Source organism: Streptococcus mitis (genome assembly GCF_001579035.1).
Classification (GTDB): domain Bacteria; phylum Bacillota; class Bacilli; order Lactobacillales; family Streptococcaceae; genus Streptococcus; species Streptococcus mitis_J.
Genome location: NZ_KQ970285.1, coordinates 106,296 through 124,650, shown reverse-complemented (window position 1 = coordinate 124,650; position 18,355 = coordinate 106,296). Strand labels below are relative to the sequence as shown.

Sequence of the window (18,355 nt, the reverse complement as noted above, 5' to 3'; positions counted from 1 at the left end):
ATAAATCGCTTTTTTCAGTTTTTGAACGGGTGTTTCGATAAACTCAAACTTTTTAGCCGTGGTATTTCCTGCTTTTATTTGAGCAAGTTCTTCTTTAACAGCTTTATTCATAAGCTCTTGTAATTTTTCTTTACTATCAATCACTTCTTCTTTTCCGTTATAATTTATAGTAATTGGTTTTAACTTACCTAATTTATCAACACGCTCAGTTATTTGCTCTTTTTTGAAAGCTGCGTAAGATTTTCCCAAAATGTTATCGAAAATATATTTATCAGATAGCGGTTTACCTTCTTCTTCAGCTTGGTTTTTATATTGATTTGAAACATAAGGAACAAATCCTTCATAATAACCCAAAGCAGCCATCAATTCAAAGGCTTGTTTTCTAAAGGTGATGTCCCCACTCATACCAGAGTCATTTTGACTAACACCATAAATGGTATCAAACATATCTACTAAATAATACCCATTAGCTTTTACATCACCTGTTGCATAAAATCCATTTATGATATAACGATTAACTAAAATATTATTATCAATCAGACTATTGATATCCGTTAGTTTTTCCGCTTCTGCCAGTGTGATTTCTGAGATTTTTTCACTCTTGTGCGTAGCTTGAACCGCTGAATTTGTGTATGTTACTTTCGCTCTAGGTCCTATCGACGCAATTGGTGTTATTTTTTTGAAATATTTAGTTTTATCTTCTGCTGAAAGCTTCCTTGTTGCTTCTGCCTCTAAATAATCTAAACTATAAAGAACATCAAAACTTCCATGCATATAAGATTTCAAATCTGCAGCTGTTTTGAATCTATCTGGCGTTTTGTTGTAGAAGCCATTTTTCTTACTTTCATCGTAAACGAAGTTTAAGTTGAAATATGTATCTGTCTCTGGTGTGTATGAATTCTCGAAGATTCCTCTAGCATAAAACTCTGCCGCTGTACCATCTCGACGACCATGATTATTAAACAGTACTGTTCTGTCTAATAAATGCGTCATTTCGTGAGAGTAAGTCGCTGAACCTCTATCATCCAGAACTCTATCTATAAAGTAACGGACACCCACTCCATTGGCTTCTGCACCTACATTTTGCGATGGTGAATACAGTCCTAGAGGTGTCATAAAATCTTTAACCCCTTTATCTGCTGTTGATCCTGATTCTTTAGACCATGTTGTCGCTATTCTAGCAGACGTATCCGTCGTGTATTTTTTCATCGTATCGACAATTACTCTACTTGTAACTAACTTAGAACGATTTTCTTCTTTTGTTATTCTGTATAAAGTGTCAACATAATTAGCCTGTCTTGTCGCAGTTAATTCTATCAATGCTTTAACTTTTTCTAATTCTTCTTTATACTTAACTGGATTCGTTTTCTCTAAAGAAGTATCCATATACGTTCCGATGTTTCCGTAGGTTACCGTCGCTATGTTAGTTATAGCATACACGCTTGGTTCTTTAATATTTACCAAACCTAATAATGTAGCTACATTTTGTTGTCTTCTATTTTTTATTTGAAGTTCTTCTGCTCCATATTTCTCAGGAGGCGTAGTTAATTTTGTATATAAGTCTACTTTTTCATCAGGTTTTTCTTTCGAAGCTTTTTCAACTACGATAGCTTTAGTCGCTTTCTTCAACCACGTATCGCCATCCATATTAGTGAATGTAGTTCTATTGTAATCTAGGAAATCTAATAATGTTGGCTTATCTGTAATTTTACCAAAGTATTTCTCAAATGTTTTTGGACTATTGGTTAATCTTAATTCATCATAACTCATAGACCCAAGGTGTGTTAACCAATCTAAAGAAGTAAGGTCTTTTTTACCGAACGAGCTTGGATTATAAGCTAGAATATCACGGATATTGGTATCTCCAAAATCAATATTATAAAAACGATTGATATAGGATAACCCTAGTAATATTTTCTCTTTATTAGCTTCAATATCACCTTTTACTTTTTCTCTATTTTGTTGATTGTCACCTAAAATACTCAAGGTATGCGCCGCAACTTTTTTCAAACTAGCTTCTAAATCTGTTTTAGTCGCATCGAGTGTTTCTTTAATCGATAATTTTTCAAGATATTCTTTTCGTAGAATTTCTTTTACTTCAGACTCTGTTATATTTGGATTAGTTTTTCGTAATTCGTTTCGTTTTAAGAAGAAATCTCGATTTATTTCTATATCTGATGGAGCTAACTGCGCTTTTAACTTCTCATTTGTCAACAAGTCTACAGACTTCATTTCTCTACTAGCTTCCGTCACATCCACCGCATTTTCTAACTCGCTATTTTCTGGCAATAGATGTGGTTTGTCTTCTTTAGTACCAACCAAGATTACTTTTTGTCGCATAGCTTTAGTTGTTTCAGTTTTTTCTGTTGGATTTGTTAACTCTCCTGTCTCCGGATTAACTTCATAAGTTTTAGTGACGGTTGTTTCCCCTTGCTCACCTGCATCTTCAACCTCTTCTTTTCCTTTTGGAAGTTCAGGGTTATCTTTTCTCAACTCAGTGATTTCTATAGGTGACACTATCTTTTCCACATTTCCAACTTTTACTATTTTGTCTTTAGCTGGAGTGTTTTCTGTTGTAGTTGCTTCTGAGATAGCTCCTGTTTCTTGATTTACTGTGTATTTTGTAGTTGATACTGTACGCCCTTTTTCACCTGGTGTTTCTACTTTTTCCTTATAACTTAGCGTCTCATCTGCTACATATCGTGTTTCAAACGGAGTATCCTTTATTTCAACCTTAGACTTAGTTCCTACTGCCGTTATTTTCGCTTGCATTGCTTTGGCTACTTTTGTTGAAACTTCTGGACCAGTTAATTCTCCTGTCGTCAAATTTACTTTATAAACACTTATAGTCGTTGTTTCTTCATCTTGACCTTGTTCTCTAACTACTTTAACCCCTTTATCAAGTGACTCATCCGCAACAAACTGTTCGCGTCTTTTGACTGTTGATCTTGTTTCTTCTACATTTCCAACCTTAACAACTCTATCTACTGGATGTTTTTCTATCTTTGTTGAAGTGTTTTCTACTATTTTCCCAGTACTTTCATCAAAACTGTAAGAAGTAGTTGTCACTTCCTTACCATTTTCACCTGCTACTTCTACTTGTTGCTCTTTGTAATTTAAGGCTGGCGATGCTGTATAGATTGTTTTATAGTCCAGTACTTTTTCTTTCGTTACTGGACTTGAGACAGTTGGTTTCTTCTGAGAATCTGACTGTTCTTGAGGAGCTAAGGGGTCAGGCTGAACAGTTGGTTCTGGTTCGTTTCCTTGACTTGTGTTGACCTCTGGAGATGGAGGCGTTTGTTCTGGTTGTTTTTGGATTTCTTGTGGGGCAGATTCACCAGCATTTTTTACCCCCTCAACTGGGTTCTCCAGCTGGTTCTCCTCACCCTTTTGTTCCGCAGGGGATTGGTCTTCCTCTCGCCCTGATTCCATGGCTGAGGTTGCTGGATCTGGTTGCTTCGGCTCGGCTTCGGGTTTGTCAGATGTTTGTTTCTCGCCCGGTGTTGCTTCGGCTCCTGGTGTTGGTTGTCCTATTCCATCAGCTGGTTTTGTCTCTGTTTCATTCTCTACTATTGGAGTTTTTTCAGGTTGAACTGGTTTAACTTCCTCTGGCTCTGGAGTTACAGGTTGTGTTGGTTTTGGTGCAACTTCTTCCTTAGTCCCAACTGCAATCACCTTGTTCACTGGTTCTTTTGTGATTATATTTTCTATAACTTTGCTAGATTTTTCCCCATTAACGATAGTGACTTCCGTATAGATGGTGCGTTCACCAACAACACCGTCTTGAACAACTTTAATTTGCCCTTTAGCTAAGGTTGCATCTTCTTGTTCTATCGTTTGGAAAGCAATCTCCTCTGTAGTGACTAGCAATTCTGGTTTCTCTACTGTGGCATTTAACACACCTTCCTCAGGACTTGTTTTATAATCACTATTATCTTCTGCTTTCGGTTGTTCTCCTTGGGGATTTCCTGCAACTTCCTCCTTAGTCCCTATGGGCACAATTTCATCAGGAGCTTGTTTGCTTACAGGAGCTTCAACAATTTTCTCAACTGCGTAGGATGGTTGAGGAGATTGCACAAGGTCTTCAGTCGAGCTAAAATGCGATGCAGTCTGTGGTACAATCTTCTTAGATTGAGGTTCTGAACTGCCCTCCTTTTGAGATAATGCTGGCGATTCTACCTTATCAACAGAAAGTTCCTTGCTAGCACTATCTCTTACCAAATAATATCCCGTAAATTCATATCCTTGGACTCTTTCAGGACTTGGTAAAAACTGACCTTCTACTCTCTTAACAAGGGCTGGTTGCAATTCTACCAGATTTTCAATAGCAGAGATGGATACTCCCCATCCACCAACAGCAAAGACGCTCACAAGGAAGTAAGACACTCCCTTTTTTCTCTTGATTAAAGTGAAGGAAAGCAATAATAATCCTGCCCCCAAGATAAACATCCCATCATTAGAAAACAGACCTGTTTCTGGTAATCTTGTAGCCAATTTTCGATAGACAAAATAGTATTCTTTTCCCTCTTTTACCTCAATTTTATTTTCTTCAAACCATTGCAACTCAGATTTCAGCTTTTCAGATAAATCCTGCTCATCCAAATAATGACTTGAAATTAGTGTTGAACTCGTTTCTGTAGCCTGTACAGGTTGAGCACCCATACCAGCAAAAAATAAACTCATTCCTAGCAAGACCGAGCAAGCTCCTATTGCATATTTCCTCAAAGAAAAACGCTGCTTTCTCTCAAATTGAAATTCTTTCATCCCATCTCCCATCATTCATTATTACTGTATATTTAGTATATCAGAAATAGTCTATATTTACAAATCTTTCTAGTTATTCCCTTATCATTCCAAGTTAAGGGCAACAACATACAATAATTTTTAGTTAAATGTATATCAATGTTCTTTGCTTTTCTTAACAAACGTAATACAAAAAGAGCCTGTTGCCAAGCTCTTTGTACTCAATGAAAATCAAAGAGCAAACTAGGAAACTAGCCGCAGGCTGTACTTGAGTACGGCAAGGCGACGCTGACGTGGTTTGAATTTGATTTTCGAAGAGTATTAGTCTATTATTTCTTCTCAGCGCGGAGAGCTGACAAGATTTGTGTACGGATATCATCCACACCATTTGGCGTATTTGGTAAAAAGATAGTTTGATTTCCTTTAGAAGCAAAGGTATTCAAGGTATCCAAATACTGGTTGGTCAAAAGAATGGACATGATTTGTTCTTCTGTCATACCAACATTGGCTTCCTTGAGTTCGGTGATAGACTCTGCCAATCCATCCACAATCGCTTTACGTTGTTGAGCAATCCCCACACCATGAAGGCGGTCTTTTTCTGCTTCGGCTTCAGCTGCAGTGACGATTTTAATCTTATCGGCTTCCGCCAATTCCTGCGCTGCGACCCGTTTACGTTGCGCCGCATTGATTTCATTCATGGATTGCTTGACTTCTGCATCCGGTTCGACCTTGGTAATCAAGGTTTTCACGATAATGTAACCGTAAGTTGTCATTTCTTCCGCTACTTGGTGCTGAACCTCAAGGGCAATCTCGTCTTTTTTCTCAAACAATTCATCCAAGGTTAATTTTGGAACAGAAGAGCGAAGGGCGTCTTCGATATAAGATTTAATCTGAGATTCTGGACGCATGAGTTTATAGTAAGCATCTGTCACGCTCTGCTCATTGACACGGTACTGAGTCGCTACATTCATCATAACGAACACATTGTCCTTGGTCTTAGTCTCAACCACAATATCACTTTGCAGCAAACGCAACTGAATGCGTGCTGCAATCGAGTCAATCCCAAAAGGCAAACGAATATGAATACCGCTATTGGCAACCTTTTGGTATTTCCCAAAGCGTTCAATAATCGCCACCGACTGCTGACGAACCACATAAACTGTACTCAGTGTGACTATCAGCAATAGGAGCACACAAACAATCAGAAAAATCATGAAAAATATTGCCATAATGGAACCTCCACAAGTATTTTTCTAGTATTATAGCACATTTAAAGAAGGCTGTACCGTTTTTACTGCGATTTTTCCTGAAATGTCAATAATTAGAGGTAAATTGTCCTATTATCGTCTAATCTCTTGCTAAAATAACTCTTTATAAAAGGCAATCGTTTCTTCTAGGGTTGGCATAAATGGATTTCCTGGCGCGCAGGCATCAATCAAGGCATTCTTAGAAAGGTATTCAAAGTCGAAATCTTTTTCTTCAATACCAAGTTCAGTCAATTTCTTAGGAATACCTACTGTCTCAGAAAGCTTCTCAATCTCAGCAATTGCATAATCGGCACATTCTTGATCTGATTTACCTTCTACATGAAGGCCCAAGGCTTTAGCAACATTGCGAAAAGCTTCTGGTACACGTTTAGCATTTTCACGTTCTATAACTGGTAGCAACATAGCACAGCAAACACCATGTGGCAAATTATATACTGCACCTAGTTGGTGAGCCATTGAGTGAACATAACCAAGACCAGCATTATTAAAGCTCATACCACCAAGGAAAATAGCATTGACCATACCTTCACGCGCTTCAATATCGTGTCCATTTGCTACGGCACGAGGAAGATATTCCTTGATAAGCTCAATTGCTCCGATAGATAATTTCTTGGTCACATCATAAGCACCAGGTGTTACCAAAGCTTCAACAGCGTGAGTCAGAGCATCCATACCTGTCGCTGCAGTCAAAGCTTGAGGTTTTGAAATCATCAATTCAGGGTCATTAACAGAGATAAGAGCAAGGCTATTCTTGTCAACCATTACCATCTTAACCTTGCGTTCTTCATCAGTAATCACGTAGTTAATAGTAATCTCTGCAGAAGTTCCTGCGGTTGTATTGATAGCCACAACTGGCAAGCCTTTTTTAGCAGACTTATGAAGCCCTTCATAATCCTGTGGTTTTCCACCATTTGTAGCTATGATAGAGATACAACTAGCTGCATCCTGTGGAGACCCACCACCAAGACTGATGATAAAGTCACAGCCATGTTCTTGCAAAGCAGCTACCCCATCTGTGACATTCTTACAAGTAGGGTTTGGTTCTACATCGCTAAAGATGACATATTCGATTCCTTCTGTATCTAGCGGTTTTAAAACCTTAGGCAAAATGTCACTTCCTTCGATAAACTTATCTGTCACCAAAAGTGCCTTTTTATAGCCAAGTTCCTTGATATAAGGACCTACTTCATTTACAACACCTTTACCAATAAGGTTGACTGCCGGAACATAAAATGTAGCCATATAATTTTCCTCCTGCGCCTTTGCGCTATCTATTTAACATCATTATATTACTTTTTGTATTCGTTTTCAATTATTTGTGAATTGTTTAACAAATTTTTTTAAAAGGATAGGAGGGACGCAAGCTCACCTCCTATTTAAACAAGTTTTATTTATGTAGTGGTCCCAACAACTGACATGCACGATAGTCTGCTGATTCTAGATTCTCTGTTCCAAATAAGGACCAATTTTTAGGTCTAAAGATATCTTCCTCAGGTACATTATGCATATTGACAGGAATTCTCAACATAGAAGCCAAGGTAATCAAGTCTGCACCAATGTGTCCATATGTTATGGCTCCGTGATTAGCCCCCCAATTATTCATGACGTCATAGACAGACTTGAAAGCACCTTTTCCTGTCAAACGTGGAGCAAACCAAGTAGTTGGCCATCCTGGATCTGTACGATTATCTAAAGTATGGTGAACATCTTCAGGAAGTTCAAGTGTGTAACCTTCTGCAATTTGTAGCACTGGACCAACCCCTTTTAGAAGATTGAGACGTACCATTGTTACTGGCATATCCCCCTTCGTCAAGAAACGAGTTGAGAATCCTCCTCCACGGAAGTATTCGCGGTTTGCTGGCGGAAAGTCTGTGTTTTCAAGCATAGCCTGTACTTCACTTTCTTCCAACTCCCAGAATGGTTTCATAACAGGTTGGCCATCTCGTGTAGCTTGACCTGTACCATCCAATGTACAAGAACCAGAGTTGATTAGATGTAAGAAGCCAGCTGCAGCACGACCCTCTAAAGTATGTCCCGTTACACGTTTAACAGCCTCTGGACTCCAATAAGTACGCACATCAGCAAAGATTTGTGGAGTATTTGTTAATAGATAATTAAAGAGCATAGACACACCATTTAGTGAATCATTCTCTGTCGCAAATACAAATGGTTTTCGAATACCATTCCAGTCAAACTGAGTATTGAGGAAAGTTTCCATAAAATCTCCATTTGGAAAATGGTCTGTCCACTGACGTTGGCCTTGGAAACCAGCTACTAAAGCATGGTGACCAACTGCTTCTTCCTCAAAACCAAGCTCTGCTAAACGAGGATTCCCCTGCATAAGATCTCGACCAATCATGAACATTTTTACCACAAATTCCCATTGTTTTTCTTTCTCTTCTTTAGAAAGAATCAAATCCTCACGATTTCGATCAACTCCTTCTTTGATATGTTCTTTTACCCAAACCATAGCACGTTCAAACTCTTCTGGGTCATAAATACCACGGTCAATACGACGCGTGAACTCCGTCATATCTACCGATTCATTTCTCATTCCTAGGTATTCTTGGAAGAAATCTGGATTCACAATAGAACCACCAATTCCCATCGAAACACTACCCATTGATAGGTAAGCAGTATCTCGCATCAAGCCAGTTGCAAGAGCTGCACGCGCATAACGTAAAAGTTTTTCTTTGACATCTTCTGGAATATCTGTATCATTAGCTTCCTGAACATCTCTTCCATAAATCCCAAAGGCTGGAATCCCTTTTTGAGCATGTGAAGCTAGAACAGCTGCAAGATAGACAGCTCCTGGGCGTTCTGTCCCATTAAATCCCCAAATAGCATGAGGAATATCTGGAGACATATCCATAGTTTCACTACCATAACACCAGCATGGTGTGACTGTAATTGTTGCACAAACATTTGATTTTTTGAACAATTCATGGGAAGCTGCAGCCTCTGGAACACGACCAATAGTAGATGGAGAAATCACGCATTCCACAGGTTCCCCATCTGGATATTTCAATGTGCTTGAAATCAAATCTGCCACACTTTTAGCCATGTTCATTGTTTGTACTTCAAGTGATTCGCGTACACCTTGACGACGACCATCAATAGTCGGACGAATACCAATACGTGGATGTTGGATCATAATATTTTCCTCTTATTTTTCTGTTTCTTTCATACTACCATCGCCATTATATTTACGGTAGCCTGGATAATAATTTTTAAAATTACTTATAAGTATAAACCTCTACCTCTGCCAAACTTAAAGGAATTCCTACGTTTCTCAAAGAAATTCTAACCTTTTTTCCCTTCAGTCCTTTTAAGTCTATGGATAGATTATTGCTTTCTAAACTGTCAATATGTTGTGTAAAAACTTCATGATCATTTGAATCATATATAATAATATCAAAATTTGATAACCTCTGAATTTCAGCATCTGTTCTATTATAAATAATTAACTTTTCTAATTCTTCGGTTTGTGCTAAATCTATCTCCCACCATGAAGGAGAATCTCCTTTGGTATGAGTCACTGAATGATGTCCGTAATCTCCATCTTTATTACCATCAACTGCTAGACGAGAAAAACCATTGTAATCCGTTGAACTTTGTCTAGTTTCTTTTGTTAATGCAATATTAGAAAGTTTCTTCGGTGTTCTCTTTGAACCATAGACTTCAACTTCCGCTAAACTTAACGGAGTAGCTGCTGATTTTAATTCTATTTTGACTAGCTTAGCCCCTACAGAAGGTACTTTTAAAGATAACAAACCATCAACTACTTTATCAAAATGTCTTCTAAAAACTTCTTCTCCTGATGAAGATAGAAAAATAACATCAAAATTAGATAAACGCTGAGGTTCGGCATCTGTTCTATTATAAATATCAACTTTAGAAACCGTAAACTCTTCTCCCAGATCGACCTGCCACCAAGCATTAGAATCTGCCTTAGTATGAGTCACCGAATGGTGTCCGTAATCTCCATCTTTATTACCATCAACTGCTAAAGCAGCTACACCCTCATAATTGGTTGAACTTTGAGTAGCTACCTTATTTGTAGAGACTACTTTATCTTCTGTTATTTTATCTATATCCTCTTCAGATTGCTTACCATCTGATTCTCTAAAAATCTCTACTTCTGCTAAACTCAAAGGCACACCACTCGTTAGTAATTTAACTTTAATATACCTTGCTCCTTTTTCTTTGAAATCTAGACTAACAGATTCACCCGACAAACTATTAACATGTTTCTTAGCAACTTCTGTTCTATTATCGTCATATAGAATCACATCAAAATTAGATAGTCGTTGAGTCTCAGCATCTGTGCGATTATAAATTTTAACAAGCCCAACTTTATCCATTTTTTTCAAATCGACTTCCCACCAAGAGGGATTATCTGCCTTAGTGTGTGTTACCGAACCAGAGTTAAAATTACCATTCCTGTTACCATCCACAGCCCTATTAGAGTCTCCATTGTAATCTACAGAACTTTGTGTTGTCGGTTTTGCATATGCTATATTCAAATTACCATCATTAAATTTCTCTGGTGTTGGGAAAGAAACTGGTCCCGTTCCCTCAGTATCTATAGACATCTCTACCATTCCATTATGATTAACCGCGATGGTATAAACATGGGTATTCTCATCCCAATTTTCTGTATAAGTATAATGATTTTTATCGCCACTTATATTTATCTGAGGTTTATGACCAGTATGCCCTTTTAATGTAAGTATTGTTGTCCTAAAGTCATTATCTACAGGATTGATGGAATAATTTTTGCTTATCCAGTTCGCTAACTCTAGTTCTTCTTTCTTCCAACTTTTTGATGCATCAAAATTTCCTGATAATGCCCACATAGCTGTCTTATCTGTCCTGTAATTATTCAATAAAATATGTAAATTATTTGGACTTTCTTTAACAACAGCGTAAGTATGTGGCGTCAAATCTAACGATAACGACTTTGTATTATTAGTATACATAGGCAACAGTACTTGCTGATTTTTATTAATGTTAGCATTACTATTATAAATATACCAAGAATTACCTACACGCTGAGCATACCCATCTCCTTCATAAAGTTTTGGATAAAGCGAGTTTAAATAGTTGACTTTACTAGACAATTCCTCACTATTTTTAGTCAAAATTTTTGCATTATGGAATATAGATGAAATCTTTTCCCTATCAATTTTCTCATGTATTACAGGAAGAATATGATATCTCCCATTATTATATAAAGGCATTGTTTCATCATTCGAATAAAGTCCTTGATAAAATCCGTTTAATGAACTAATCCTACCTTCTCCATTCCAAAATACAGCTTTTGTTCTATTTATAACTTCTTCCTTACTTGGAGCTGGATTTTGTATAGCATGTCTAAAGAAAGGAATAATACCTTTAGTAAATGCTGGAGTTGGTACATCATTTGTCATAAATGTATACGCAGCACATTCGAAATTATAAACTGTACCTCCCCCAGTATATACATTCATCATTTCCATAGCAATCATTGATTCTGGTTCCGATGCATAGGATCTCATATCCCTAGCTCTTCCAGTTTCAAATGTGTTTGTATAATGTTTTTCCCACCATTTCCATGTATCTGTTGATGAGCCCCAGTTATCACATAAGCCACTCAACCAAAATCCACTAACGATAGAATCTGTACCCGCATCATCTCTTATTGGCGTATTTTTAGTTGCCAACACCAAATTTTTATGATATTTTTGACTCGCTTCAAAGAATGTCGAATCATTCATAATAGTTTCCCAGAACCATTTTTCATGATCGTGCCAGATAAAATGCGCTCCATATTTAGCACAAACTTCCAAATATTTCGCACTATGCGGAGCTAACTGATTATTGTAAATCCAATAATTCTCAATATTTAAAACACCTTTTAATACACTATACTTTTGGAATTGTTCATCTAACCACTCTGGAGGAACTGTATTACGCTCTCCAGCTGACATAATAACCAAGAAAACTGGAATGTTTAGACTTTGAGCTTCCTCCAACATCTTGACATACCATTCTCTCAATTCTTTTGTATCTCGTGGAATACAACTTGTTGGTTTACAGACTTTTGCAGGATGAAGTTCAATCGCTGCATATGGTTTTACATCTTCAGGAATCGCTTCCCATGCTCCCTTCAATGTGTTCCCCCACCATAATCCGTTACCATTATCATTGCCATACAACGGAGAAAGCAACAATGGTGATTCATTGTTAATCGTCGTTCGCATTTGAACACGATTATCAGCCTTAACTCCTGCTAACAATCCAAAACATAACATCCCAATACATACAAACAGTATTGTGATTAATTTTCTTTTTATTTTTTCTTTATTCATGACTTATACCTAAAAATTTAACTCAATAATTTTTTCTGAATTAAATACTAATTCAATGTTTTGTACATCAGTATTTTTGCCATATATTCTTACTCTTACTTTTTGATCTTTATTTCCTCCTTCCAACTTTAGGAATGTTATATCCCCATTTTTCCAAGCAAACGATACCTTATATCCTCCTCTTACTCTGAAACCTTTCACTTCTCCTTCTGACCAAGCAGAAGGTAAAGCTGGAATTAGTGATAACCAATTATGATGGCTCTGTACTAATAATTCACAAATTCCACTCACCAAACCTAAATTACCATCAATTTGAAATGGTGGATGGTCAAGAAATAAATTGCCAAGAGTCGCATTATTTAACAAACCATTAATCTGGTTATAAGCAGGTTCTCCTTGATATAGTCTCGCAAAAAAATGAATCAGCCATGCAGCGCTCCAACCTGTTTGTGTACTAGCATGCAAACCACTTACTAACCAATTATTAATCGCTTGCTCCCTATCCTGTGAAGATAAAAAGTTAGCGTTTGATAATCTCCTATTGATAGTAATTTTAGCTGCTTCTGCTAATTCCGGAGTTTTATGAATATCAATCTCATTATAAGGATAAAGCCCAAATAGAGGTGAAATGTGTCTATGCCCAGGCTCTACTTCTTCATAATCTTCTAACCATTCTTGGATTTGCCCATTACTACCTATTTTTGTTTTAGGTAGTTTCTTTTTTAACTCCTTCACACGACTAATAAAATCCGAATTGTCTCCTAATTGTTTTGCAATTCCAATGCATGAGTCACAAAAATATCTTAGAATTTGATTATCAATTGTAGATGATAGGCAAGCATTTCCTTCCGTACCATTTTTTAAACGATATTTATTTTCCGGTGAAACACTTGGACCTGTCATCAAGTAGCCGTCCACCTCAAATAAATAATCTTCAAAGAAAAGAAATGCTTCTTTTATCATTTCAAAATGTTCCGTAAGAATACGCTCATCTTGAAAATATAAATAGTGTTCCCAAATATGAGTACATAACCACGGAATAGTTAATACCCAAATTGCAGCGCCCATAGCATGAGATTGGGGAGCCGTATCGCCAAAACCATCCGTATTATGATGTGCTGTAAAACCTCTAGCTCCATACATTTTCGTAGCGGTTAGTCTTCCCGGTTCTCTCATTCTTTCGAGCATATCAAATAATGGATATTCTACTTCTGGTAGATCACATGGCCCTACCATCCAATAATTCATTTGAGTATTAATATTAATTGTATATTTAGAACCCCAAATTGGATTTAATTCATCACACCATATTCCTTGAAGATTGGCAGGTAAACCATTCGGCTGACTAGACGATATTAACAGATATCTTCCATAATGAAATAGCAAATTAGTCAAGTAGTTACTATACTTTTTAGTGTTTTCAAGAAGTAGATTCGTTGGAATGCTCAGACAATCTTTACTATAGTGTAGTTTAAAATCAACTCTATTAAATTGCTCCTGATATTTTTTTACATGTTCATCTTTTTCTGTAAAGTAATCAATACTACTAAATTCTCCTTGAAGAGAAGAAATATCTATGTCTCCCCAATAATCCGTCATTGATTGAAGATAAAGAAATACCTCTGTAGCATTCCGAATAACTATTGTCTCTCCCAATACACTTACTTCACCATCCGTAACCTTAGAATGACATACTACTTTAAACTGAACACCTTTTCTACCTCCAGCAGAGGCCGACATTAAAATTGTACTTGAATCCAGTTTAGATACTTCATCATTGAACCGTTTATTTCTACCCAAATTAATGTTTAAATTTAATGTGTTTTGAACTGATGACACTATACGGCAACATAAAATATTCTTATTAAAACTCGTAAAATATTCTCTTTTTATTTGTAAATTACAACTATTAGGCTCAAACACAACATTAGAAATAGCTGTATCTAAATCTAGCTCTCTTTCATACAATGAAAGAGCAGAAGGCTGAATATCTATATGCTCAATGTAAAGTTCCCCAAGTAATTCATAGTGGCTTTGATCTCTTGGAGTAGCAAACATTGTTAATTTTATCAATTCTTCAGCTTTCTGAATTTCTCCATCTAACAGATATTCCCGAATTTTTTTAAGATGCAATAGTGAGTCTGGATTATTTCTATCTGACTTTCCTCTATACCAAATAGTCTCATCATTTAGTTGAATACATTCTTTTGTAGCTGAACCATAAATCATACCACCTAAATGACCGTTCCCAATCGGCAAGGCTTCATTCCAATTTGAGGCAGCTTTCTTATACCATAATTTCACTCTTTACCTCTCTTCCAAAATGGAGGTGATATCCCAAATACCACCTCCACACTTTCTACTACTTCAAAATTCCTAAAACAACTAGGATAACTCCAATAGCCATAACACTAAAGATTAGTACAACCGGATTCTTTCCTTTTCTAATTAATTTACACATTAATAAAGTCAAAGCCATAGGGATAAATCCTGGAATTAATTTTGTAATCATTTCTTGAACAGAAATAACAAGTTCCCCCTGCTTAAATTCTAATCCAAAATTAATACCAACCATTGATGGAATCAAACCACCTACTAGTACTAGCCCTAATGCTGTTGCCATACTCGTAACGCGATTCAATGTCCCTTTTGTATTATTTTCTTGGATAAGACTAGAACCCTTAGTATAGCCATATTTCAAACCGAAATATTTAACAGGAATATTAATAACATTAAACAATATTAAGGCAATAAAGATACCTAAAGCACCGCCGTCTTTAGAATAAGACGCACCAATACTAAAACAGATAGGAACTAGTGTCAGCCAGAACAAACTATCTCCTAGACCAGCCAGTGGCCCCATCAAGCCAACTTTAATACCAGTAATTGAATCTGCACCTTCATTTCCTTCTTGTTCTTCCATAGCGGAAGTAACTCCAAGAATAAATGGTGCCGCTGTTTGATGAGTATTGAAAAACTCAAGGTGACGTTTCATAGCAGGAGAAGCTGAATCTTTGTCTGGATATAGTTTTTTCAATACTGGAAGAATTGTATATAGAAAACCAAGGTTCTGCATTCTCTCATAGTTCCATGAAGAACCATACATAAAACTTCGTTTGAAAACTTTTTTAAGTTCAACTTTAGTTACTTTATTATTCATCATAGATCAAGATCCTCCTCAACATCACTATTTGAAGTTGTTTCTTGTGGTTTACTTCCAATCATATCGTAGAAGTATGCTACCGCAATACCAACTAGTGAGATCCCAATGGTTGACATTCCTCCATACACAGAACAAATGAAGCCAATCAACAAGAATACCCACATATTTTTCTTGAGCATCATATTTAAAAGCATACCAAAACCAATTGAAGGTAGTAAAGCACCTGCAGAGTTAAGTCCCTGCATAACGATTGGTGGAACCTTAGCAAACAAGTCTGCCACATATTCCCCTCCAAGCATAATAGCTAGGAAAATTGGCACAATTTTAAACAACGTGATTAAAACCAAACTTGAATAATGATAAAAACCAATCTTTGAGTAATCTCCGTTTTTAGCATCATTATCAGCTTTTTTCACAAAATAAACATCTAAAGTTTTTGCAAGAACATCCAACTGTTGGGTAGCAACTGCAATTGGAACCGCTATAGCGATACCAGCAGTTTCTCCTTGCCCAGATAAAATACCAAATGCAGTACCAATAATCGCACCTGAAATAGTATCTGGTGGAGTGTAGCCTCCAATACCTGTTACACCAAGCCAAGTTAATTCAAGAGCTGAACCAATAAGAACACCTTGGGTGAAATCTCCTAAGACTAAGCCAACCATTGCACTTGTAACTAACGGACGGTGAATCATAAATAACGGTCCATTATAGTCAATAGTGGCAATAATCCCAACTAATGTCACCAGTAATGCTTGTGTGAATAGCATATACTGTACCTCCTTAAATTATTTTTATAAAAATTTTTCCAACATTGTAACTTTATCATTGGGAACCATTTGAATTTCAACTCTCGTTCCCTTATCAACTATTTTCTTAAAATAATATTTGTCTTCTTCACCTAGAGCTACACCTCCAGTTACCTTTTCATTTTCCTCCGTTTTACTCATCTGTCCTACATTGAGGTACTCCAATTTTAAATTTCCTTCAATAGAGTCATACACATCTTTTGGATTGGTATATATCAGCATTGTTCTCTTTTTTATTGGCACAGAGTTTAAAACTTCCACAAACCGTTTTACACTAAAGAAAACAATTTTTAAACCTACCGGTGCAGAAATCTTTAAAATAGATTGTCGTGTTTTATCTTCTGAGATGCGATCATTAACAATGATAACTTGCTCAATATCATACTTTTTTAGCCACGTAGTGACAACTTGACCATGTACCAGACGGTCATCAATACGAACAAACTCTATAGACATAAATCCTCTTCCTCCTCTACGTTAAGTTGTTGTTTAACATTAAACAAACTATTTTGAGCATTGTGAATAATTTCTTCTAAATTGATTTTTGAATCATAACTTGATATTAATTCCACTAGGAGTGGAATATTAAAACCTGTTACAATATCAACTGAATCCAAATTTAAAAACTGTGACAAAGCCACATTATTAGGACTTCCTCCAATCAAGTCAGTCAAAACGATAACCTCTTGATTTGAGTCTAACAGTTCATCCACTTGATTTTTAAAATAATGCTCAAACTCTACAATATTCTCTCCAGGCATCAAACCTAATGTTCTAACTCTATCATTTGTTGTCTCACCAACAAACATTTCTGCTGTCATGAGAGCTCCGCTAGCAAAATCACCATGACTGGCAACTAAAATTCCTCTATTAAACATTTTCTCTTTCAACAACTACTCCTTTCTTAAGGATAATATTAGCATAAAGTGAAGTTTCTCCTGTAGCAACAATAGCATAAGCTTTCTTACTACGTTCATAAAAATCTTCTCTTCTAAGATAAGTAATCGTTTTAAGATCTGTACCATGACCTTCAATCATCTGTCTATAGGTACCCCATATCTTAGGAATATCATCCCCCGAAACAACGTTCATAAACTGAATTGAACTATCAACGTAACTATCTAATGGCATTAAACACAGAATAGAATCTAATAATTCGGGAATATTTACACCATCACAACGAATTAACTTATTCGCACATGAGGCAGAAGGATAGTTCGCGTCAGCTAATACTATTTCATCTCCATGTCCCATTTCCATTAAAGTCTTCAATAAATCTGGAGAAATATTCTTCGGTATATGTTTTAACATTAATATCCTCCCTATTTTCTCTGACCGTATGTTTTAAATTTTTCTGCCATTAAATCCATCTCCTCATCAGGAAGAACTACTGGCTCTCCAAAATTCTTAGCTAAACAATAAATTTTTGCACAATATTCAACTTCTTCAACAATATTAAATGCATTCAATAAATTTTGTGCACCTGCTAAAATTCCATGATTCGCTAGTAAAACTGCTCTACGACCTTCCATTGCTTTAGCTGCATTCACAGCTAATTCTTTCGTACCATATGTTGCATACTCAGCTACCCGAACATCTTTCCCTGCCACTGCAATCATATAATGACTCGCCGGAAGTGGTTCTCTGAGACAAGCTAATACTGTTGCATAAGTTGTATGAGCATGGATAATTGCATCGATATCATCACGAGTTTGATATTGAATCAAATGCATATACCACTCGCTAGATGGCAAGCGTTCTCCCTCTACAACATTTCCATTAATGTCCATCACTACAATATCGGATTCTTTGATTTCAAAGAAATCAATACCCGACGGAGTAATTGCCATTAATTGTTTTTCACGATCGAAAACACTGAGATTTCCACCTGTTCCTTTCGTCAAATCTGTTTCTACTAGCTTCTTACCATATTTAATTAATTCTTGTTTTACATCTGACATTCTTGTCCTCCTTATATCAAAACACTAAAGATTTTTCAATTCACCAATTATTCCCCTC

Annotated in this window: 12 protein-coding genes; all 12 read right to left on the bottom strand. The window is 36.5% G+C overall.

From position 1 onward, the window contains the following. Positions 1 to 4,764: ZmpA/ZmpB/ZmpC family metallo-endopeptidase (locus SMIDD26_RS11140; protein ID WP_134990094.1), on the bottom strand; the 4,764-nt coding region annotated here is incomplete at its 3' end. Positions 4,765 to 5,072: 308 nt separating this feature from the next. After that, positions 5,073 to 5,957: an SPFH domain-containing protein gene (locus SMIDD26_RS00585; RefSeq protein ID WP_050104214.1), complete on the bottom strand. Its 885-nt coding sequence runs from the start codon at positions 5,955 to 5,957 to the stop codon at positions 5,073 to 5,075. 144 nt (positions 5,958 to 6,101) lie between these two features. Continuing rightward, positions 6,102 to 7,253 (bottom strand): iron-containing alcohol dehydrogenase, encoded by a 1,152-nt coding sequence (locus tag SMIDD26_RS00580; protein WP_050104212.1) that lies wholly within the window; start codon positions 7,251 to 7,253, stop codon positions 6,102 to 6,104. A gap of 145 nt (positions 7,254 to 7,398) precedes the next feature. Then, complete coding sequence (locus SMIDD26_RS00575) at positions 7,399 to 9,165, bottom strand: L-fucose isomerase (RefSeq protein ID WP_061438599.1); 1,767 nt, start codon at positions 9,163 to 9,165, stop codon at positions 7,399 to 7,401. Between the two features lie 82 nt (positions 9,166 to 9,247). Then, positions 9,248 to 12,364 (bottom strand): glycoside hydrolase family 98 domain-containing protein, encoded by a 3,117-nt coding sequence (locus SMIDD26_RS00570; protein ID WP_061438598.1) that lies wholly within the window; start codon positions 12,362 to 12,364, stop codon positions 9,248 to 9,250. Positions 12,365 to 12,373: 9 nt separating this feature from the next. Further along, positions 12,374 to 14,668: a glycoside hydrolase family 95 protein gene (locus tag SMIDD26_RS00565; protein WP_061438597.1), complete on the bottom strand. Its 2,295-nt coding sequence runs from the start codon at positions 14,666 to 14,668 to the stop codon at positions 12,374 to 12,376. 58 nt (positions 14,669 to 14,726) lie between these two features. Continuing rightward, the gene (locus SMIDD26_RS00560) at positions 14,727 to 15,527 is read right to left on the bottom strand and encodes a PTS system mannose/fructose/sorbose family transporter subunit IID (protein ID WP_000981723.1); all 801 of its coding nucleotides are present in this window, start codon (positions 15,525 to 15,527) and stop codon (positions 14,727 to 14,729) included. Continuing rightward, a complete protein-coding gene (locus SMIDD26_RS00555) occupies positions 15,524 to 16,297 on the bottom strand; it encodes a PTS mannose/fructose/sorbose/N-acetylgalactosamine transporter subunit IIC (RefSeq protein WP_000899622.1) in 774 nt (257 codons plus the stop codon). Before SMIDD26_RS00555 ends, SMIDD26_RS00560 begins: the two co-directional genes overlap by 4 nt. Before the next feature lie 24 nt (positions 16,298 to 16,321). Continuing rightward, a complete protein-coding gene (locus SMIDD26_RS00550; protein ID WP_000020992.1) occupies positions 16,322 to 16,792 on the bottom strand; it encodes a PTS sugar transporter subunit IIB in 471 nt (156 codons plus the stop codon). Continuing rightward, on the bottom strand, positions 16,783 to 17,214 hold the full coding sequence (locus SMIDD26_RS00545; RefSeq protein WP_061372632.1) for a PTS sugar transporter subunit IIA: 432 nt from the start codon (positions 17,212 to 17,214) through the stop codon (positions 16,783 to 16,785). The genes SMIDD26_RS00550 and SMIDD26_RS00545 overlap by 10 nt, the downstream gene beginning before the upstream one ends. Further along, positions 17,207 to 17,647 carry an RbsD/FucU family protein gene (locus SMIDD26_RS00540; RefSeq protein WP_061438596.1) on the bottom strand — a complete coding sequence of 147 codons (441 nt, stop codon included), beginning with the start codon at positions 17,645 to 17,647 and terminating at the stop codon, positions 17,207 to 17,209. The genes SMIDD26_RS00545 and SMIDD26_RS00540 overlap by 8 nt, the downstream gene beginning before the upstream one ends. 11 nt (positions 17,648 to 17,658) lie before the next feature. Further along, complete coding sequence (locus SMIDD26_RS00535) at positions 17,659 to 18,297, bottom strand: L-fuculose-phosphate aldolase (protein ID WP_001286139.1); 639 nt, start codon at positions 18,295 to 18,297, stop codon at positions 17,659 to 17,661. Positions 18,298 to 18,355: the final 58 nt, after the last annotated feature.